The following is a 20,302-nucleotide window of genomic DNA, read 5'->3' as shown; positions in this document are numbered from 1 at the left end:
TAAAATAACCAGCTATAGTTACTCTATGAATTTAAACACATTCTGTTACTCACAAATTTGTTAAGTAACATCAGCGCTACGAGTAAGCCTTCTATTAATAAATAACAACAATAAGTAATAACTCTTTTAGTGAAAGAGCATGACAGTAAGAAGGGATTTGGCTAAATGTTTCATAGTATTCGTAACAAATTTATTATTATTACGACTTGTTTAATCGTACTAAGCTCTAGTTTTGTTTTTTATTTGGCAATTAATGAGCACGAGGATTTATACCGCCAATCAGTTGAAGAAAATCTCGATGCGATGTCATCAAATATTTCAGATAATTTGTTACGTGTGATGTCGCAAGAGATAGACTTATTTTCTATCACAACTGAGCTTTTGGGGTTAGATAGGTACGAGCACATAAAGTTTGTAAATGTATTTGATAGTAATTGGCAACTAATACAGTCCTATGTTCATCCTAATTACTTAAAGCTTGATGAGTTTTCCCCCAAGTTACAAGGGATCAAGCCGCAAAGTTTGCCCCATGCGGTGAGTACAACTAACCAAGGTTTAGTAGCCTTAAAAACAATTGGTGAGGAGCAATTCCCTGTAGGCTATTTATTAATTGTTCAGGACTTTAATAAGCCTCTAAATGAAAGCAAAGCGAGCTTATTTTTTAGTGCAGCCCCAATCGTTTTTTTTAGTATAGTGATCACCATCATCATCTCTTTTTGGATATATCAACATTTATTAAGCCCTCTACTAAAACTTTCTAAGTTCACGCAAAAAGTAGAAAAAACGACTAACTACCAACTTCAATATCAGAGCTCCGGCAGCGACGAAGTATCGCGACTTGGTAAAGATATTAATAACTTGCTTAACACTATTCACACCCAAGTACTCACTAATCAAAAAAACACCGCACAACTATTAAAGCAAAAGCAATCAATGGAGCACCTAGCTAACTACGATATATTAACTGGCTTACCTAATCGTCTGTTTATTATGGCTTTACTACAAGAAGAGTTAACACGCAGTAAAAGCAACGAGCAAGATATAGCAATCATGTTTTTCGACGTAGATAGCTTTAAAGGTGTTAACGATACACTTGGCCATGAAACGGGCGACCTACTTTTAAAGGCGGTAGCCAGTAATATCAAAAAGCATATACGCGAAAACGATGTTATTGCACGCTTAGGGGGCGATGAGTTTTTAATAATGCTGCGCAATATAAATAATTACGCCCTGGTTACTACTATTGCGGAGCAAATTATCAGCTCAATGCAAACGCCTTTTACTATTAACCAATGGGATATACCCACCGGAGTCAGTATTGGGATTGCCCATGCCAAAGAGGTTGGGTTTGATATTAATACATTAATTAGTAATGCAGATATAGCAATGTATGCCTCAAAAGAAAAAGGTAAAGGGTCGTACACTGTTTTTCATAAAGAAATGTTAGAAAACAGCAAGCGAATGGCTCAAGTTGCTAATTTAATTAGTCATGCAATTGCGCAAAATGAGTTTGAAGTTGTCTATCAGTTAAAAATAGCTGCCAATGGTGAAATTAATGGCCTTGAAGCCCTTATTAGGTGGCAAAGTGAAGAGCTTGGTTTTATTTCACCAGGCGAGTTTATACCCATTGCAGAGCAAGCAGGTAAAATAAAAGCAATCACACAGTGGGTAGTCTCCAGGGTATTTCAAGATTTACCCACATTAAAACAAACTATAGGTAACCATGTACTCGTTTCTTTAAACCTATCGAGCCATGATCTTAAAGATAATCACTTTATTAATGTTGTAAAAAATAAATTGGTTAAATACAACGTCGACATTGCAAATATCCAGTTTGAAATAACCGAATCAAGCTACTTGGATAATTTTAAAAACTCCAATGAATTCTTTAATCAAATAAAAAAAATGGGCGGCTCTATAGCCCTTGATGATTTTGGAACGGGATATTCATCGCTAAGCTACCTTACAAAAATAGATATCGATACCATCAAAATTGACCGTATGTTCGTTAATCAATTTGACAGTTCAGAAAAGGATGCGGCGGTATTAAAGGCCATACTCGATTTAAGTAAACGCTTAGGTTTAAAGGTATGTAGTGAGGGTATAGAAACAGCCAGTCAGGCTAACTACCTGATTAAAAATGGCAGTGATGAAATGCAAGGGTATTATTTTGCAAAGCCTGTAGCTATATCACACATTCCAGCAGCTAAAGCTCAAGCAAAAGAGGCATTTAAAGCGCTAACTTTAAAATAAGTCAGCGCTACTAGGGCGTTAGCGTTACAACAGTTAGCTCGTCCGGAATTTTTATATCAGCAGGTAAGTAAGCAACTGCATTTTCTTCTTTCAATAAATACGCAATAATTTCTTTAGTCGAGCTAAATTCAACGGGTGGCTTGCTACGCCCTGTAAATCTCATCTGAGCCCAATAAGCCTGAATTCTGGATTCGGTTAAGCCAACCAATTTCGTATTAAAGTCGATTCGTAACGGGTTTCCGGCGGGTAAATTTACTGCTTTAAATTGACGACTTATCGCGCCGCCCATATAAATATGGCGAATTTGCTGCTTACTCAAAGCTAAGTTTTTATTGGCCGTATTAACAACAATGATCACATTACTTGTGTGGCTATTATCCGCGTAGGCTTGTACGCTAATAAACAATAATGACCAAGTAAAAATACACAGCAGTATTATATGTCTAATCACATAAGTTAACTTACAATACATCGTCAAAATACCCAATCTAAGCCAATAAGGTAAAGATTCGTTTTTCTATTAAAGCTAACATCCTCAGGGATAACAAAAAAAGAATTACTAACCTCATCGCCCTCTAAAGCAGATACTTCCGCTTTTAACGCCAGATTAGGTAGCACATCCCATCGTATACCGAGTGTCCATGTTTTTAGTGAGTCAGGCGCCGACTCTGCAAATATGTTGTTATAAGCCTGTGCCAGCTGATCAAGCTCTACATTAGCACCGATAGGGATTTCATTCTGCGTGGCATTAATCTCTACATCGCTGTCTGCAAAGGTTAAATGATAAGTAAAGGGTGCATCGTTATAGCCTACGGTTAAGTAATAACTTTGTATAATCGGAATTATATCTAACTGTGTTTTAATCTTTACCCACTCACCTCTAAAAAAATAATCTAAATTATCATAAATAACACCAAACTGATCTGCATGTGCACTGCCCTGCGTTGTCAGCGATGCTGCACTTTGGCTAAAATTAAAATTCTCTAAAATATCTTGTAGTTGGTTAATCGATTTAAGATCTAACGCTATGTTACCGTTATACCTTGAAGCCCTAAACTCTATATTTTCAATATTCAACTTCCCTATCACACCCACTAAATTATCAACCTCAAAGCCTGTTTTAAAACGGCCTATGCCAATACTTCCAGACTCTTCGCCATAGTACCCTTCAATACTGATATCAAAGTCATCTGAGCCAAATTTGTAAATTGCATCAATACCATTAAATGTTTTAAATAAATACGTGTCGTACACTTGTTGTGGCGGATTGATCCATGGATAAGCAAATCCTACATCAGAGAAATCGCTCATTGTAAAAAATGGGGTGCGCAGCTTACCGACTTTTATCTGCAGATTGGTTGTAGGAGTATAAGTTAAATAAAGCCATTCAAGTCCACTCTCACCAGATACCGTTGTGCTATCAGATCTAAGTAACCCTTGTCCTGTCACTGACCAGTTTTTATTAAACTGATACTCAGCTTGAAGACCTATTAAGCTTGATGGTGAAAAGTTAAGAGTGTCGTCGTAACCTCTATATTCGATATCTTTTTCATCTAAATAACCACCAATAACACGCGCGTAGCCTGAAAAATCAAACTCACCTGATTTAGCCGGTAAGTGATATAAGCCCACGATTAAAACGAATATCTGAAATATTTTATTTCGCATAGACACTCAGCAACCTATATGAAAAAGCGCTGAATATTAAAAAGTAACGACATTTTATAATTCTGCAGAATAATTATTATGAGGTATAACTATAGTCAAAGTTAAAGAGTGTGGATCAAAATAGTCTGAACTATAAGTTATTATTTTTATACATCTTAATAAATTGGTTAACTTAAGATATCTGCTTGTACTGTAATACCAATTCACTTAATGAAGCGTTCTATTTTGAGAGTGGAAAAACGTGTTGATAGCTAGGCAAAATGATTAAGTATTATTGCGTATTGGTATCATTGCAAAGGGTTTGAGCTCTGTGGCGAGCCTTACCCGCGGGTTTCGTGATACTCAACCCACGCTACGAAGTACAGGTTGACGCTGTGCAGCTGATAACTGATGGCTGACAACTAATATTTTCACTTTCTTACAGACAGCAAAAAACCCGTCACATCGCTGTAACGGGTTTCTCTTATTTGGAGCCTGGCAATGTCCTACTTTCACATAGCAAATGCTACACTATCATCGGCGCTGTTTCGTTTCACTACTGAGTTCGGCATGGGGTCAGGTGGGTCCAAAACGCTATGGTTACCAAGCAAATTAGGTGTTAGTCCGTATTTCTACGTACTAACTAAATCTGGAAAATATCTGATAATATTTTTTAAGTTTCTTCGTTGCTATCTACTTTAGCTATTAACTTCTGTCGCTTGTTTCTGTCACATAAAACGCGTTTGGCGTTGTATGGTTAAGCCTCACGGGTAATTAGTACAGGTTAGCTTAATGGCTCACACCACTTCCACATCCTGCCTATCAACGTTGTAGTCTTCAACGGCCCTTCAGAGACTTTAAAAGTCTAGTGAGAAATCATCTCGAGGCCTGCTTCGCGCTTAGATGCTTTCAGCGCTTATCAGTTCCGAACGTAGCTACCGGGCAATGCCATTGGCATGACAACCCGAACACCAGCGGTTCGTTCACTCCGGTCCTCTCGTACTAGGAGCAACCCCTCTCAATTCTCAAACGCCCACGGCAGATAGGGACCGAACTGTCTCACGACGTTCTAAACCCAGCTCGCGTACCACTTTAAATGGCGAACAGCCATACCCTTGGGACCGACTTCAGCCCCAGGATGTGATGAGCCGACATCGAGGTGCCAAACACCGCCGTCGATATGAACTCTTGGGCGGTATCAGCCTGTTATCCCCGGAGTACCTTTTATCCGTTGAGCGATGGCCCTTCCATTCAGAACCACCGGATCACTATGACCTACTTTCGTACCTGCTCGACGTGTCTGTCTCGCAGTTAAGCTGGCTTCTACCATTACACTAACCGTACGATGTCCGACCGTACTTAGCCAACCTTCGTGCTCCTCCGTTACTCTTTGGGAGGAGACCGCCCCAGTCAAACTACCCACCAGGCACTGTCCGTAACCCCGATTCAGGGGCCAACGTTAGAACATCAAAACTACAAGGGTGGTATTTCAAGGACGACTCCACAAAAACTAGCGTCTCTGCTTCTAAGTCTCCCACCTATCCTACACATGTAGGTTCAATGTTCAGTGCCAAGCTGTAGTAAAGGTTCACGGGGTCTTTCCGTCTAGCCGCGGGTACACAGCATCTTCACTGCGATTTCAATTTCACTGAGTCTCGGGTGGAGACAGCGTGGCCATGGTTACACCATTCGTGCAGGTCGGAACTTACCCGACAAGGAATTTCGCTACCTTAGGACCGTTATAGTTACGGCCGCCGTTTACCGGGGCTTCGATCAAGAGCTTCGTCCGAAAACTAACCCCATCAATTAACCTTCCGGCACCGGGCAGGTGTCACACCGTATACGTCATCTTGCGATTTTGCACAGTGCTGTGTTTTTAATAAACAGTCCCAGCCACCTGGTCACTGCGGCTCCCGTCCGCTTAGAGAGCAAGTCTCATCACAGATAGGAGCGTACCTTCTCCCGAAGTTACGGTACGATTTTGCCTAGTTCCTTCACCCGAGTTCTCTCAAGCGCCTTAGTATTCTCTACCTGACCACCTGTGTCGGTTTGGGGTACGATTCGGTATAATCTGAAGCTTAGAGGCTTTTCCTGGAAGTATGGCATCAGCAACTTCATCACCTTGGTGACTCGTCTCGTGTCTCAGCCTAACAGCAACCCGGATTTACCTAAGTCACTAGCCTACTCACTTTCACATGGACAACCATCGCCATGCTTGCTTAGCCTTCTCCGTCCCCCCATCGCAATTATACCAAGTACGGAAATATTAATCCGTTTCCCATCGACTACGCCTTTCGGCCTCGCCTTAGGGGTCGACTTACCCTACCCTGATTAACATGGGATAGGAACCCTTGGTCTTCCGGCGTGCGGGTTTTTCACCCGCATTATCGTTACTCATGTCAGCATTCGCACTTCTGATACCTCCAGCAACCCTCCCGGGTCACCTTCAACGGCTTACAGAACGCTCCCCTACCACTCATCCTAAGATGAATCCGCAGCTTCGGTGCATAGTTTAGCCCCGTTACATCTTCCGCGCAGACCGACTCGACCAGTGAGCTATTACGCTTTCTTTAAAGGATGGCTGCTTCTAAGCCAACCTCCTGGCTGTCTGGGCCTTTCCACATCGTTTCCCACTTAACTATGACTTTGGGACCTTAGCTGGCGGTCTGGGTTGTTTCCCTCTTCACGACGGACGTTAGCACCCGCCGTGTGTCTCCCGGATAGTACTTTACGGTATTCGGAGTTTGCAAAGGGTTGGTAAGTCGGGATGACCCCCTAGCCTTAACAGTGCTCTACCCCCGTAAGTATTCGTCCGAGGCTCTACCTAAATAGATTTCGGGGAGAACCAGCTATCTCCCGGTTTGATTAGCCTTTCACTCCTAGCCACAGGTCATCCCCTAACTTTTCAACGTTAGTGGGTTCGGTCCTCCAGTTGATGTTACTCAACCTTCAACCTGCCCATGGCTAGATCACCGGGTTTCGGGTCTATACCTTGCAACTATTCGCCCAGTTAAGACTCGGTTTCCCTACGGCTACCCTAATCGGTTAACCTCGCTACAAAATATAAGTCGCTGACCCATTATACAAAAGGTACGCAGTCACCCTCGAAGGGCTCCTACTGCTTGTACGTACACGGTTTCAGGTTCTATTTCACTCCCCTCACAGGGGTTCTTTTCGCCTTTCCCTCACGGTACTGGTTCACTATCGGTCAGTTGGGAGTATTTAGCCTTAGATGATGGTCCACCTATATTCAGTCAAAGTTTCACGTGCTCCGACCTACTCGATTTCACTCAAAATGCGTTTTCATGTACGGGACTATCACCCTGTATCGTGGCACTTTCCAGAGCCTTCCATTAACACATAATCAGCTTAAGGGCTGTTCCGATTTCGCTCGCCGCTACTATCGGAATCTCGGTTGATTTCTTTTCCTACGGGTACTTAGATGTTTCAGTTCTCCGCGTTCGCCTCGTTAACCTATGTATTCAGTTAACGATACCTGCAAGCAGGTGGGTTTCCCCATTCGGAAATCCTAGTCTCAAGCGCTTTTTACTAGCTTGACTAGGCTTATCGCAAGTTAATACGTCCTTCATCGCCTCCAACTGCCAAGGCATCCACCGTGTACGCTTAGTCACTTAACCATACAACCCAAACGGGTCTTTGTTATGTGACAGTTTAACTTCGCCAGAAGTTAATATTGAATACTAAAGTAGATACCAATTAATCACGAATGATTAAATTGGCACTGAATGATACTGCTATCATTCTTTTTTACTTTTGAAAACTCTGTATAAATAACAAATGTCATTCATACGAATTTTATTATCAGCTTTTCCAAATTTTTAAAGAGCAGAGAATCAAAAACTTCTCAAAATTAAACACACTCTATTCTCAGGTGATGTTGCTACCCGATAAAGAATATTTATTTTTAAGAAGTAAAGTGGTGGAGCTAAGCAGGATCGAACTGCTGACCTCCTGCGTGCAAGGCAGGCGCTCTCCCAGCTGAGCTATAGCCCCACATATGCTGGTCTTACTGTTTGTTATCCGACTTTGATCCAGACTAGGCATGACACGACAAATGTTTAGTTCACTAAACGAGGAGTGTCATAACAACGTATGGTAGCAAAGTGGTGGGTCTGGGTGGATTTGAACCACCGACCTCACCCTTATCAGGGGTGCGCTCTAACCAACTGAGCTACAGACCCAAACAATAAGTGTTGTTCTCTTTACAATTAACAATCATCTGTGTGGACACTACGAACAAATAAGTTCTAAATCGTATAAGGAGGTGATCCAGCCCCAGGTTCCCCTAGGGCTACCTTGTTACGACTTCACCCCAGTCATGAATCACTCCGTGGTAAACGTCCTCCCGAGGGTTAGACTATCTACTTCTGGAGCAACCCACTCCCATGGTGTGACGGGCGGTGTGTACAAGGCCCGGGAACGTATTCACCGCGTCATTCTGATACGCGATTACTAGCGATTCCGACTTCATGGAGTCGAGTTGCAGACTCCAATCCGGACTACGACGCACTTTAAGTGATTCGCTTACTCTCGCGAGTTCGCAGCACTCTGTATGCGCCATTGTAGCACGTGTGTAGCCCTACACGTAAGGGCCATGATGACTTGACGTCGTCCCCACCTTCCTCCGGTTTATCACCGGCAGTCTCCTTAGAGTTCTCAGCATTACCTGCTAGCAACTAAGGATAGGGGTTGCGCTCGTTGCGGGACTTAACCCAACATCTCACAACACGAGCTGACGACAGCCATGCAGCACCTGTATCAGAGTTCCCGAAGGCACCAAACTATCTCTAGTAAGTTCTCTGTATGTCAAGTGTAGGTAAGGTTCTTCGCGTTGCATCGAATTAAACCACATGCTCCACCGCTTGTGCGGGCCCCCGTCAATTCATTTGAGTTTTAACCTTGCGGCCGTACTCCCCAGGCGGTCTACTTAATGCGTTAGCTTTGAAAAACAGAACCGAGGTTCCGAGCTTCTAGTAGACATCGTTTACGGCGTGGACTACCAGGGTATCTAATCCTGTTTGCTCCCCACGCTTTCGTACATGAGCGTCAGTGTTGACCCAGGTGGCTGCCTTCGCCATCGGTATTCCTTCAGATCTCTACGCATTTCACCGCTACACCTGAAATTCTACCACCCTCTATCACACTCTAGTTTGCCAGTTCGAAATGCAGTTCCCAGGTTAAGCCCGGGGCTTTCACATCTCGCTTAACAAACCGCCTGCGTACGCTTTACGCCCAGTAATTCCGATTAACGCTCGCACCCTCCGTATTACCGCGGCTGCTGGCACGGAGTTAGCCGGTGCTTCTTCTGTCAGTAACGTCACAGCTAGCAGGTATTAACTACTAACCTTTCCTCCTGACTGAAAGTGCTTTACAACCCGAAGGCCTTCTTCACACACGCGGCATGGCTGCATCAGGCTTGCGCCCATTGTGCAATATTCCCCACTGCTGCCTCCCGTAGGAGTCTGGGCCGTGTCTCAGTCCCAGTGTGGCTGATCATCCTCTCAAACCAGCTAGGGATCGTCGCCTTGGTGAGCCATTACCTCACCAACTAGCTAATCCCACTTGGGCCAATCTAAAGGCGAGAGCCGAAGCCCCCTTTGGTCCGTAGACATTATGCGGTATTAGCAGTCGTTTCCAACTGTTGTCCCCCACCTCAAGGCATGTTCCCAAGCATTACTCACCCGTCCGCCGCTCGTCATCTTCTAGCAAGCTAGAAATGTTACCGCTCGACTTGCATGTGTTAGGCCTGCCGCCAGCGTTCAATCTGAGCCATGATCAAACTCTTCAATTAAAAAGTTTTTTGTCTTTCGACAGCTCAATGAATTCTGAATTTATTTAATATCTTTCGATATTGAATTGACTGTGCTGCAATTCCTACCGGAGTAGTTATTGCTGTTGGTCACTCAGTTTCAATTGAGACTCTAAATTTGTTTGCCTCACTACCTAAGTAGCTTGGCTGTTAGAACTCAATCTGTACGAGTGCCCACACAGATGATTGCTTTATATTGTTAAAGAACGTTGCGACGTTGTCGCTAGGGATGCGTATAATACATCCTTTATTTTTCGAGTCAATACTTAATTTTAAACTTTCTTGCGATGATTTAAAACCGAAGTTTTACTTAACTCTCTGAGCAGCTCTTGCCTCGCTATGCGTTGGCGTTCCCCGTCTCAGTGGGGTCGCATTATAGGGAGAACAGATTTTTACGCAAGCACTTTTTTAAGGAAAAACCAAAAAAAAGCACCGTTCGGTCAATATGTGAACTAAACCCTCTATAACTGGTAGTTTTATAATCAAAACAGGCCTTTTCTGGCCACTATTTGAGTGTTGCTGTTACACTCAAGCGACTATAACTAGTATTTAAAAGGTATATATATGGCTATCCGTTCTTATAAAGGTGTGACTCCCTCTTTTAATTCGTCTGTTTATGTTGATGAATCGTCTGTTTTGGTAGGCGATATTACTATTGGTGACAACTGTAGCGTATGGCCATTAGTGGCAGCACGAGGTGATGTTAACTATATACGTATTGGTGAACGTACAAATATACAAGACGGTAGTGTTCTTCATTTATCACGCGCGACTGAAAGTAACCCAGGTGGTTACCCACTTATTATTGGTGATGATGTGACAGTAGGTCACAAGGTGATGCTGCATGGATGTACGCTTGGAAACCGTATACTTGTCGGTATGGGCGCTATTGTAATGGATAATGTAATAGTAGAGGACGACGTTATTATTGGTGGGGGATCATTAGTACCGCCAAATAAACGATTGGAGTCTGGTTATTTATATGTTGGTAGCCCAGTAAAGCAAGCTCGTCCATTGACAGAGCAAGAGCTTGCTTTTTTAAAAGTATCTGCAGATAACTATGTGCAATTAAAAGATGAGTATTTAGCCGAGATTGGCTAGATTCACTTCTATCTGCCCTGCCGAGTTATAGCTTTCATCTTCTATGAGTTGCTCGGCACATTCTTCATAATCAAATCGGTACTTATCAAAATATTCTGTTGCGTGACTTTCATCTTTTAAATCTAAGTTACGTAGTTCAATAACACACTCCACCAGCATCCCCGATACTTGTGCAAAGAATACTAGTTGGTGGGAAGGTTCTCTAAACTCGAGTCTATCTATAAACTGTATGGCTTGATTCATTTAAGCATGCCTTGTTTTAGTGCTTTAACAACAGGAAGTATGGCGGGCATTTTATTTCGCCATATAAAAAATGCCTGTGCGGCTTGGCCTACTAACATGCCGCTACCATCTAACAGCTTAGTATTTGTATTATGCTGTGCAACCCAGTTCATAAAAACAGTATTTTCTAATGAGTAAAACATATCGTAAGCAACATCACAGCGAGTAAAGTGTTTTTTATCAAGCGCTGGAAGTTCGTTATTCATACTGCTTGATGTAGAGTTTACAATAAGTGAGTATTCGCTTACTGGTAAATCATCAAATCCATAGCCTGTTACTTTGCCATATTCAGTAAATAGCAGAGCTAAGTCTTGCGCTTTTTTTACCGTGCGATTAACAATAATGATTTCTGAAGGGTTGTGTTCAAGTAAAGGTAATATTACCCCTCTTGCTGCGCCACCCGCACCAATAATCAAAATACGCTTATTGGTGATTGTCACCTCATTAGCAAGTAAATCATTAACAAAGCCCACGCCATCGGTATTATCACCTAACAAAGTACCATCATCGCGTTTTTTAAGTGTATTAACCGCACCAACAATTTTAGCAAGCGGGGTGAGTTCATCAGCAATAGCATACGCTTGCTCTTTAAATGGCATAGTTACATTTGCGCCTATCCCGCCTTGCTCAAAAAAAGTGGTTACTGTTTTTTCAAAGCTATCGATAGGTGCTAATATTGCGCGGTAGTCGATTTGCTCACCCAAAGATACAGCAAATTGTTTATGTATCGCGGGGGATTTTGAATGTTTTATTGGATTTCCAAAAACCGCATATTTGTCCATTTTAAAGCAACCTCTTTGCAGCTATACACTGCCTATTAACGATGATAAGTAATATGATTAAACGACTTTTTTCAAAATCTAAACCAGCGACTGAGCAACCAGCGCCCACTCCTGAGAAAACACCCTATGAAATAATTGGTGGAGAAGTAGGTACCCGTGCTATAGCTAACCGATTCTACGACATAATGGCCAGCGATGAATACGCCAAACCATTATATGATATGCATCCTCTGCCATTAGATAGAATTCGCCAAGTTTTTTTTGAATTTTTATCGGGTTGGCTTGGCGGGCCAAGTCTATTTACAGAAAAGCATGGCCAACCTATGCTGCGCAAACGCCATATGCCTTTTAGCATAAATAAAGACCTGCGCGATCAGTGGATGTATTGCATGAATAAAACGCTCGATATAGAAGTAGACAACCCCCTACTGCGCGAAGGGTTAAAGCAATCTTTTGGGCAACTAGCCACGCATATGATTAATGAGCACTAATTGCAACTACTTAGCAAAAAGGCGCTGTTAAGCGCCTTTTATTGGATCTGTTGACCTTTGCGGATTGAAACAGCCCCTACCTTAATTTAATATTTATAACTGCCATTCTCTGGCTATCAAATCAGTGGGGGTAGTGGTTAGCCACTCTTGTGGACGTAAATAGTATTGATACAAATTAGCCTCTGCGCTGTCGGGCGCGGGCTTATAATTGTATTCCCAGCGCGCCAGTGGCGGCATCGACATCAATATAGACTCTGTGCGCCCACCGCTTTGTAAGCCAAATAAAGTGCCTCTATCCCACACAAGGTTAAACTCTACGTAACGGCCGCGGCGGTATAGTTGAAAATCGCGCTGCTGCTCAGTGAATTCATCATTTTTACGACGTTCAATAATAGGTAAGTATGCATCTAAAAAGCCATTACCAACCGATTGCATAAATGCAAAGCTCTGCTCAAACCCGAGCTCATTTAAGTCATCAAAAAATAAGCCACCTACACCGCGTGTTTCGTCGCGATGTTTTAGGTAAAAATATTCATCACACCAAGTTTTGTATTTTGGATACACTTGTTCACCAAATGGTGCACAAATGTCGTGTGCGACTTGGTGCCAATGCTGTACATCTTCAAAAACGGGGTAAAAAGGCGTTAAGTCAAACCCTCCGCCAAACCACCAAATAGGTTCTTCACCTTCTTTTTCAGCTATAAAAAAACGTACATTGGCATGACTTGTAGGAACATGTGGGTTTTTTGGATGAATAACTAATGATACGCCACATGCATGAAAGCTTCGCCCTGCAAGCTCTGGCCTATGAGCGGTCGCAGAGCCCGGCATCGATGCACCAAATACATGTGAGTAGTTAACGCCACCTTGCTCAATTACATTGCCGTTAGTGGTAACACGCGTGCGCCCGCCACCGCCTTCGGCACGTTGCCAGCTATCTTCAACAAATTTTGCACTGCCATCGGCCTGCTCTAAACCTTGGCAAATGGTGTCTTGCAAAGCCATAAAGTACGCTTTTACTTGTTCTAATAATTCGCTTTGCATATTAACCTCTAAATACTTTGCCGGTCATGGCATCTTTAATTGTGCTTGGCTGCGTGTTGCCCCCTAAAGGCTCATCAATATAACAACCTACTTTATCTGCAAACTGCTGCTTGGCTTGTTCAATACTTGTTACCGTAGGCTGACCGGTCAAATTAGCACTAGTAGAGACAAGAGGCTTACCTAATTGCTGGCATAAGCGCTTAACACTTGGGTGATTTGTTACACGCACTGCAATCGTATCAAACTGGCCTGTTAACCATTTAGGCGTATTTTTAGCCGCAGGCATTACCCAGGTAATAGCACCAGGCCAACTAGAAAAAATATCAGCACGCTTATCCATTGGCAGCTTTATATCGTCAACATACTTTAATAATTGGCCGTAATTATCGGCAATTAAAATAAGGCCCTTTTCAACGGGACGCTGTTTTATTTCTAGCAACTTCTCAACAGCTTGCTGATTATCTGGATCACACCCTAAGCCATAAACTGCTTCAGTAGGGTATAAAATAACTTCACCTTGCTCTAAGCAAGATATAGCCGTAGGCAATGTAGAAAGGTCTGACAAAATATGCTCCAGAAATTTATATTAATCAGTAGTGGTAAGTTTATGCAGGCAACTTTTTTGTGGGCACTGTAGCACAGTACCATTGGCCATTTTTTTCTCAATAACAAGCGGCCAATCGCACTTAGGGCATGGCTTGGCTATTGGTTTGTTATTTAGCGTATATTTACAGCTTGGGTAACAATCGCATGAGTAAAACGTTTTACCAAATTTATTGCTGCGTGCAACTAACTGCCCTTTTTTGCATTTAGGGCACCCAGGTAATACATCATCGTTATTATTAGGTTCGTCATCGTGGGCGATGTAATGACATTGTGGGTACCCTGTACAACCAATAAACATGCCATAACGGCCGTTTTTAACCACCAGCGGTTTTGTACACTGTGGGCAGGCTGAATCTTCAAGAACTTTAATTTCGTTGCTATCGTGATGCGCTAATGGGCGAATAAAGTCGCATTTAGGGTAACTCGCACAACCCAAAAATGGGCCTGTTTTAGAGTTACGGATCACTAATTCAGAACCACATTGCGGGCAGACTTCGTATTCTTTTTCTAAGGCGTGTTTATCCGCCGAGAAAAGCGAATGGTCGATTTTACTCATGAGGTTCCTAATGGGTTGCTGAATTTTCGCCTAATATACCCAAACCACTTAAAGATACAAGCTGTGCATATATGTTTAAGTGGTTTGGCATACAATTTTAATGTAGAAGTTCGGTAGGTTCGTCAAATATAAGGTCTTCCATTTGCTCATAAGCCTCTTCTGAGCCTGGTACATTAAATAACACCATAAGCACCACCCATTTTAAGTCATCGAGCGAAATATAAGGTTTGTCTAATGCGGCAAGGCGGTCCATCACCATTTCACGGGTTACACTATTAACCACCCTTATTTGCTCTAAAAACATCAAAAAGCCACGGCATTCAACGTTTAACATTTTGCATTCGCTATCGGTAAAAATGCGCATTGCTTGATGAGGCTTTGTAATTAAGTAAGGCGACTCATCGCTGCGTTGTAAATCGGCCAATTGTTCAAGCCAGTTTAACGCTTTAAAAATTTCGGCTTTATTAAAGCCCGCGCGAAGTAATTCATCGGTAAGCTCGTTTTCTTCAATATAAATATCGGCTTCGCTGTGAATGTAGTTTTCAAAAAGATACATGAGAATATCAAACATATTACCTTCCTGTGCTTAGCTTTATATACCCGTCTAATACGCGCTCTATTTCATCGTCTAACTCTAAATCGAGCAACCTTGCCAGCACTTTATCAATTGGCCACTGGGCGCGACGTACAATCTCATCAACACTGGTTACCTCATACCCTATACTATTTAGCACCTCACATTGTGACTGTTTGTTTACAGGCTCCTCTTTATTATATAGACCGCTTTGATAAGAAAAGCTCACCTCATCTAAAATATCTGTCACATTTTCGACTAACTTAGCGCCCTGCTTTATTAAAAAATGACTCGCTTGCGATAATGGGTTTTTAATAGAGCCTGGTACTGCAAACACTTCTTTATTTTGTTCAATAGCGTAACGGACCGTGATTAATGAGCCGCTTTTAATTTCAGCCTCTACAATAACTACGCCTAAAGACAACCCAGATATAATACGGTTTCTGCGTGGAAAGTTATGCGCATTAGCGGCGGTACCCGGTAAAAACTCGCTTATTAATAAGCCATGCTCTAATACTTGGTCTGTTAATAATTTATGGCGTTTCGGGTAGTAAATATCAACCCCAGTCCCTAATACACCAATTGTTTTGCCATTATTGGCCAATGCGCCTTTGTGCGCGGCACCATCAATACCCCGCGCCATACCCGAGGTAACAGTAATACCAGCTAAAGTAAGTTGATAAGCAAGCTCTGAGGCTATTTCTAGCCCCGTAGGGGTTGCATTTCTACTGCCAACAATGGCTACTTGCGGGCTAGATAACAATGATATATCGCCTTTACAAAATAACAGTAAAGGGGCACTGGCTATGTGTTTTAGCTCGGCGGGGTAAAGCGCATCAAATATACATATAACGGTTATATTATTTTGCTGTATTTGTTGCTCGTAATAGCTTACTTGCTGCCAATTGGTATTGAGTAAATTACAAGCTTGGTTTTGGGTAAGCCCAAGCTGTTGTAATTCACTTTGGTTTAAATCAAATAATGATTCAAGGGGGTGAGTGTGTGATAAGGCTAGCAGTGTTTTAATACCTAAGCCTTTACACATATAAAAGGCAAGCCAATGGGCTAGCTTGCCAGATGACTGATCCATGCTCTCTCCTAGAGCACCGACTCGCTACAACTTAATGAATTACTACACTATCTCCAACGCGAATTGGGTGCTGATTTTTTGTTATTAATGCATAACTCACTTTGTCATACACTTTAAATACAATTAACTCACCTACTTTTTCATGTGGCATTGTCCATGTAGTGGTGTCTTCATCTGGCTCGCTGCCAAATAACTCACCCGCATCAGATAAAAGCTTTTCAAATTTGCTCGAATCTTCTGGATAACGCGGTCCTCGTGGGCCATCAATAACGGTGGGTGATTGGCGTTCTAAATCGAGGATATGACCAACTTCAATTTGTTGCTCAGCACCTAAGTTTAGCACCACTACATCCATTGTGCTGAATTCTCTTACTTGGCGCGGAGATGCAATGACACTGCCAGATACACTTTGCTTCGGGCGATGCATATTAAAGTACGCTGGTAACATTTGTCCTTGCATAGCAGGGAGTAAAAAATCACCTTGTTGAATCTCTTGCTTTACTGACTCAACCCGTAAAGACGATGGCACCCCATTGCTTTCATCGCCCGTTCTAAATGCACGAGCCATACCTACATAAGTAGCGCGAGTGGCTAGCTCTTCACCGGTTTTTGTATCTATGTAAGGTTCGCCTTTGTGATAAATAGCATAAGCTTTATGTACTTTTAAATCGCCCTTAACGTATAAAATATGCCCGAGTGTTTGCGTTTTAGTATTTTCGTTTGCACCTAAAATATACGGCTTATCATCTATTTCATCACTGTTAATCGCTTGCTCATAACTTAAATAAGGTTTAATTATTTCAAGTGGTAAAGTGGTAATGGCGTTGTTACCTTTTGGGGTAATACGCCCTTGCGGCGATAACTTTCTGTATGCTTTATTAATCACTAGACGCGGGTTACCGTCGGCGTCGTACACTAACGCGAGTGCATCGCCGGGGTAAATTAGATGCGGGTTATCTATTTGCGGGTTCATTTGCCACAACTCTGGCCACAGCCATGGTTCGTCTAAATAAATGCCGGAAATATCCCAAAGGGTATCGCCTTTTTTTACAACATATTGTTTTGGAGCATCTTTTTTTATTTGTAAAACATCAGCGACTGCAGGAAAAGCAGTACTTAGTGCAAACATAATTGCAGCCAATTGAGATTTCATTGGGCTTCCTTGTATTGTTTTTTCATTATTATTGACCAAAACCTGTTAAAGGGGAACGCGAATGGCTAAAATAAGAGCATACAATACCCTAAATTAAGCACAAGTGTAAAAAGGTAACTATGGCTAGGTTAGAAGTTTTAAGATTTCCAGATGAGCGTTTACGTACGGTAGCAAAAGAAGTTGCACAAGTTGATGACAACGTTCGCCAAATTGTAAAAGACATGCTAGAGACAATGTACGATGAAAACGGCATTGGGCTAGCTGCTACACAGGTTGATATTCATCAACGTATTGTGGTGATCGACGTATCAGAAGAACGCGACGAACCACTGGTTTTAATTAACCCACAAATTATTAAAAAAGATGGTTCAACAATTAGCGAAGAAGGCTGTTTATCAGTACCTAACTCTTACGCAAAAGTAGATCGTGCTGAAACCGTAACCGTTGCTGCTCTTAACGAAAATGGTGAAGAATTTGTACTAGATGCAGATGAGCTATTAGCTATTTGTATTCAACACGAGCTCGATCACTTACAAGGTAAACTATTTATTGATTACCTATCGCCATTAAAGCGTCAACGTATTCGCAAAAAGCTTGAAAAAGAAGCTAAATTTGCCGCGAAGTAATAAGCACCTTAGGAAAACTCAGTGACAAAACCACTACGCATTATATTTGCCGGTACGCCGGACTTTGCCGCTCGTCACCTACAAGCGTTAATTCAAAGCGAACACCAAATTGTTGGTGTTTACAGCCAACCAGACCGCCCTGCTGGGCGAGGTAAAAAGCTAAAAGCCAGTGAAGTAAAAGCGCTTGCGCTTGAACATGAACTACCTGTTTTTCAACCACAGTCATTAAAAAATGAAGACGCACTCACTGAGCTTAAAAGCTTAAATGCCGATATCATGATTGTGGTGGCTTATGGCTTAATTTTACCAAAAGCCATTTTAGAGGCGCCACGCTTAGGGTGTTTAAATGTACATGGCTCTATTTTACCGCGCTGGCGCGGTGCTGCGCCAATACAACGTGCAATTTGGGCTGGCGATAAAGATACCGGTGTAACCATAATGCAAATGGATGAAGGGCTTGATACAGGCGATATGCTGCACATTAGCCGCTGCCCTATTGCTGCGGATGAAACCAGTGCCAGTTTATACACTAAACTGGCTGAACTAGGCCCTGAAGCACTTGTTCAAACCATTAATAAGTTAGCCAATGGCGAGCTTATAGCTGAGCCACAAAACGACGAGCTGGCAAATTACGCTAAAAAGCTTTCAAAAGAGGAAGCGAATATTGATTGGACGATGGGTGCTGTACAAATTGAGCGTAATATTCGTGCGTTTAATCCATGGCCTGTGTGCTTTACTCAAATGGGTGAGCAAAGCGTAAAAATTTACCAAGCTTCAGTCGTTGAGCAAAAAGGCAATGCCGGCGAAGTTTTATCAAGCGATAAAAACGGCATTGTAGTGGCGTGTGGTACACATGCATTGTGTATTACACAGCTGCAACCACAAGGTAAAAAACCAATGGCAATTAGCGACTTTTTAAATGGTCGTAGTGACTGGGTAACTCCTGGCACCGTATTAGGCGAAAACAATGAGTAATGTTCAAAACGTACGTGCGCTTGCCGCAGAAACTTTATATAACGTGGTTGATAAAGGCGCGTCGCTAAATCAAGAACTGCCATTTGCCAGCCAAGGGCTGCCCCCTAAAGACAAAGCGCTGCTACAGCAAATTTGTTACGGTGTATTGCGCTACCTACCTAGCCTTGAAAACTACTGCCAACATTTAGTAGAGCAGCCACTTAAGGGTAAACGTCGTATTTTTCAGTTTTTGTTGTATGTAGGTATTTATCAGCTGCAGCATATGCGCGTGCCACCGCATGCCGCCATTTCTGAAACCGTTAATGCCTTAGGTCAAATGCGTGCATTAGGTTTAAAAGGCTTAATCAACGCTATTTTGCGTAGTTTTCAGCGCCAACAAAGCGAGCTGGAAGAAAAAGCCAAGCAAATACCGGTGTGTTTATATAACCACCCAAATTGGTTTATCAAGCAAGTGCAAGCTGCCTACCCAGATAACTGGGAAGCGCTTCTTGAAGAAAACCAACAACAAGCTCCTATGTGGTTACGTGTCAATCAAGCTCAATACAGCACGCAAGAATACAGCCAAATGTTAACGGCAAACGATATTGAACACACGTTAAACCCTCAGTTTGTTGATGGTATTAAACTAGCTAAGCCCCGTGATGTTTTCTCACTGCCAGAGTTTGATGTGGGCGCCTGCTCGGTGCAAGATGCCGCAGCGCAACTAGCTGCACGCTTTTTAGCACCGCAAGCTGATGAATACATTTTAGATGCTTGTGCCGCACCTGGCGGAAAAACCTGCCATATACTTGAACTTGCTGATGCAGAAGTATTAGCCCTTGATAGCGATGCCACTCGCCTAGAACGGGTTAAGCAAAATTTAACCCGTATCGGTTTAGGCGCAGACCTCCAATGTGCAGACGCCTCGCAGCCTCATACATGGTGGGATGAGCAGCAGTTTGATCGTATTTTGTTAGATGTGCCGTGTTCAGCAACGGGTGTTATACGTCGCCACCCTGATATCAAATGGCTTCGCCGCGCATCAGACATTGAAGATTTAGCCACACTACAAAGCGATATACTCAATAGTATTTGGCCGCTACTTAAACCTGGCGGCACTATGATATACGCAACCTGTTCGGTACTGCCGCAAGAAAACCAACAGCAAGTCGCTAAATTTTTAGCTAATAATAGTGACGTTGAGCATATACCACTGCACGACAACGACACAGTTACCAACCCTGGTTTACAATTACTACCAGGGGAAAGCGACGGATTTTATTACGCTAAGCTAGTTAAAAAAGCCTAATAGC

The 20,302-nt window shown here is 42.6% G+C and carries 16 protein-coding genes, 2 tRNA genes and 3 rRNA genes; 6 read left to right on the top strand and 15 right to left on the bottom strand.

All coding sequences use genetic code 11. The features are described 5' to 3' along the window. Positions 1 to 165: 165 nt before the first annotated feature. Entirely contained in the window at positions 166 to 2,253 is a 2,088-nt protein-coding gene (locus QUE46_RS00205) for a bifunctional diguanylate cyclase/phosphodiesterase (RefSeq protein ID WP_286245713.1), read from the top strand. A 10-nt stretch (positions 2,254 to 2,263) separates the two neighbouring features. Here the strand turns inward: QUE46_RS00205 and QUE46_RS00200 are convergent, their stop codons facing one another. From QUE46_RS00200 to QUE46_RS00170, 7 genes are all read right to left on the bottom strand, one after another. After that, a complete protein-coding gene (locus QUE46_RS00200; protein WP_374761386.1) occupies positions 2,264 to 2,704 on the bottom strand; it encodes a hypothetical protein in 441 nt (146 codons plus the stop codon). Between the two features lie 23 nt (positions 2,705 to 2,727). Then, positions 2,728 to 3,921 carry a hypothetical protein gene (locus tag QUE46_RS00195; protein ID WP_286245711.1) on the bottom strand — a complete coding sequence of 398 codons (1,194 nt, stop codon included), beginning with the start codon at positions 3,919 to 3,921 and terminating at the stop codon, positions 2,728 to 2,730. A 472-nt stretch (positions 3,922 to 4,393) separates the two neighbouring features. Next, positions 4,394 to 4,508 (bottom strand): 5S ribosomal RNA (rrf, locus tag QUE46_RS00190). A gap of 145 nt (positions 4,509 to 4,653) precedes the next feature. Continuing rightward, a 23S ribosomal RNA gene (locus tag QUE46_RS00185) occupies positions 4,654 to 7,538 on the bottom strand. Positions 7,539 to 7,838: 300 nt separating this feature from the next. Continuing rightward, positions 7,839 to 7,914: transfer RNA gene (locus tag QUE46_RS00180), tRNA-Ala, on the bottom strand. 111 nt (positions 7,915 to 8,025) lie between these two features. Then, a tRNA-Ile gene (locus tag QUE46_RS00175) sits at positions 8,026 to 8,102 on the bottom strand. A gap of 76 nt (positions 8,103 to 8,178) precedes the next feature. After that, a 16S ribosomal RNA gene (locus QUE46_RS00170) occupies positions 8,179 to 9,712 on the bottom strand. Together the 16S, 23S and 5S rRNA genes with 2 tRNA genes alongside form the textbook arrangement of a ribosomal RNA operon. Positions 9,713 to 10,294: 582 nt before the next feature. On the opposite strand from QUE46_RS00170, the gene QUE46_RS00165 reads away from it, so the two are divergent. Beyond that, positions 10,295 to 10,831, top strand: a complete 537-nt coding sequence (locus QUE46_RS00165) for a gamma carbonic anhydrase family protein (RefSeq protein ID WP_286245710.1) — start codon at positions 10,295 to 10,297, stop codon at positions 10,829 to 10,831. Here QUE46_RS00165 and QUE46_RS00160 read toward each other — a convergent pair. Together QUE46_RS00160 and aroE are read right to left on the bottom strand one after the other, a co-directional pair. Then, positions 10,814 to 11,074 (bottom strand): DUF1488 domain-containing protein, encoded by a 261-nt coding sequence (locus QUE46_RS00160; RefSeq protein WP_286245709.1) that lies wholly within the window; start codon positions 11,072 to 11,074, stop codon positions 10,814 to 10,816. The two genes, QUE46_RS00165 and QUE46_RS00160, sit on opposite strands and share 18 nt — an antisense overlap. Continuing rightward, entirely contained in the window at positions 11,071 to 11,895 is an 825-nt protein-coding gene (aroE, locus tag QUE46_RS00155; RefSeq protein WP_286245708.1) for a shikimate dehydrogenase, read from the bottom strand. The genes QUE46_RS00160 and aroE overlap by 4 nt, the downstream gene beginning before the upstream one ends. A 53-nt stretch (positions 11,896 to 11,948) precedes the next feature. Here aroE and QUE46_RS00150 point away from each other — a divergent pair, with 53 nt between their 5' ends. Continuing rightward, positions 11,949 to 12,386 (top strand): group II truncated hemoglobin, encoded by a 438-nt coding sequence (locus QUE46_RS00150; RefSeq protein WP_286245707.1) that lies wholly within the window; start codon positions 11,949 to 11,951, stop codon positions 12,384 to 12,386. Between the two features lie 93 nt (positions 12,387 to 12,479). Here the strand turns inward: QUE46_RS00150 and hemF are convergent, their stop codons facing one another. From hemF to QUE46_RS00120, 6 genes are all read right to left on the bottom strand, one after another. Further along, entirely contained in the window at positions 12,480 to 13,430 is a 951-nt protein-coding gene (gene hemF / locus QUE46_RS00145; RefSeq protein WP_286245706.1) for an oxygen-dependent coproporphyrinogen oxidase, read from the bottom strand. 1 nt (position 13,431) lies between these two features. Further along, entirely contained in the window at positions 13,432 to 13,995 is a 564-nt protein-coding gene (locus tag QUE46_RS00140) for an L-threonylcarbamoyladenylate synthase (RefSeq protein ID WP_286245705.1), read from the bottom strand. A gap of 21 nt (positions 13,996 to 14,016) precedes the next feature. After that, positions 14,017 to 14,592 (bottom strand): type I DNA topoisomerase, encoded by a 576-nt coding sequence (locus tag QUE46_RS00135; RefSeq protein ID WP_286245704.1) that lies wholly within the window; start codon positions 14,590 to 14,592, stop codon positions 14,017 to 14,019. Positions 14,593 to 14,689: 97 nt separating this feature from the next. Further along, positions 14,690 to 15,163: a DUF494 family protein gene (locus QUE46_RS00130; protein ID WP_286245703.1), complete on the bottom strand. Its 474-nt coding sequence runs from the start codon at positions 15,161 to 15,163 to the stop codon at positions 14,690 to 14,692. 1 nt (position 15,164) lies between these two features. After that, positions 15,165 to 16,256, bottom strand: a complete 1,092-nt coding sequence (dprA, locus tag QUE46_RS00125) for a DNA-processing protein DprA (protein ID WP_286245702.1) — start codon at positions 16,254 to 16,256, stop codon at positions 15,165 to 15,167. Between the two features lie 31 nt (positions 16,257 to 16,287). Then, the gene (locus tag QUE46_RS00120; protein WP_286245700.1) at positions 16,288 to 17,409 is read right to left on the bottom strand and encodes a LysM peptidoglycan-binding domain-containing protein; all 1,122 of its coding nucleotides are present in this window, start codon (positions 17,407 to 17,409) and stop codon (positions 16,288 to 16,290) included. Positions 17,410 to 17,528: 119 nt separating this feature from the next. Between QUE46_RS00120 and def the strand changes: the two genes are divergently transcribed. From def to rsmB, 3 genes are read left to right on the top strand one after another with little or no spacing between them, the layout of a single operon-like run. Then, positions 17,529 to 18,035 carry a peptide deformylase gene (gene def, locus QUE46_RS00115; protein ID WP_055016188.1) on the top strand — a complete coding sequence of 169 codons (507 nt, stop codon included), beginning with the start codon at positions 17,529 to 17,531 and terminating at the stop codon, positions 18,033 to 18,035. A gap of 21 nt (positions 18,036 to 18,056) precedes the next feature. Beyond that, on the top strand, positions 18,057 to 19,010 hold the full coding sequence (fmt, locus tag QUE46_RS00110) for a methionyl-tRNA formyltransferase (RefSeq protein WP_286245699.1): 954 nt from the start codon (positions 18,057 to 18,059) through the stop codon (positions 19,008 to 19,010). Next, on the top strand, positions 19,003 to 20,298 hold the full coding sequence (gene rsmB / locus QUE46_RS00105) for a 16S rRNA (cytosine(967)-C(5))-methyltransferase RsmB (protein ID WP_286245698.1): 1,296 nt from the start codon (positions 19,003 to 19,005) through the stop codon (positions 20,296 to 20,298). The genes fmt and rsmB overlap by 8 nt, the downstream gene beginning before the upstream one ends. The last annotated feature ends 4 nt before the right edge of the window (positions 20,299 to 20,302 follow it).

Source organism: Pseudoalteromonas sp. MM1, assembly GCF_030296835.1.
GTDB lineage: Bacteria > Pseudomonadota > Gammaproteobacteria > Enterobacterales > Alteromonadaceae > Pseudoalteromonas.
This window is presented reverse-complemented; position numbering and strand designations above follow the sequence as displayed.